The 335-nt window shown below is 66.0% G+C and carries 1 protein-coding gene; it reads left to right on the top strand.

Annotated elements, in window-relative coordinates:
- On the top strand, positions 1–330 hold a 330-nt coding region (locus tag ADK65_RS04110; RefSeq protein WP_420708951.1), incomplete at its 5' end, for an ABC transporter permease.
- Positions 331–335: the final 5 nt, after the last annotated feature.

Genomic DNA, 335 nt, shown 5'->3' with positions numbered 1-335 from the left:
ACCATCGCCCGGCGCATCACCTTCCCCCTGGCCGCACCCGGCATGATCGCGGCGGCGGTCTTCTCCTTCATCACCAGTTTCGACGAGTTCTACATCTCCCAGTTCCTGTCCTCCGTCAACACCGTCACCCTGCCGGTGCAGGTCTACAACTCCCTCACCTTCGAGATCGACCCCAGTGTGACCGCGGTCAGCGCCATCCTCATCGCCTTCGCCATCCTCGCCCTGGGCCTGGTCGCCCTGGTCCGCTGGATCGGCACCGGCCGGCAGGAATCCCTGCTCTCCGTCGAGAACACCGTCGGCGTCGCCAACCCCGGAGGCGAAGCCGTATGACCACC

It is taken from the genome of Streptomyces sp. NRRL B-1140 (genome assembly GCF_001280065.1).
Classification (GTDB): domain Bacteria; phylum Actinomycetota; class Actinomycetes; order Streptomycetales; family Streptomycetaceae; genus Streptomyces.
This window is presented reverse-complemented; position numbering and strand designations above follow the sequence as displayed.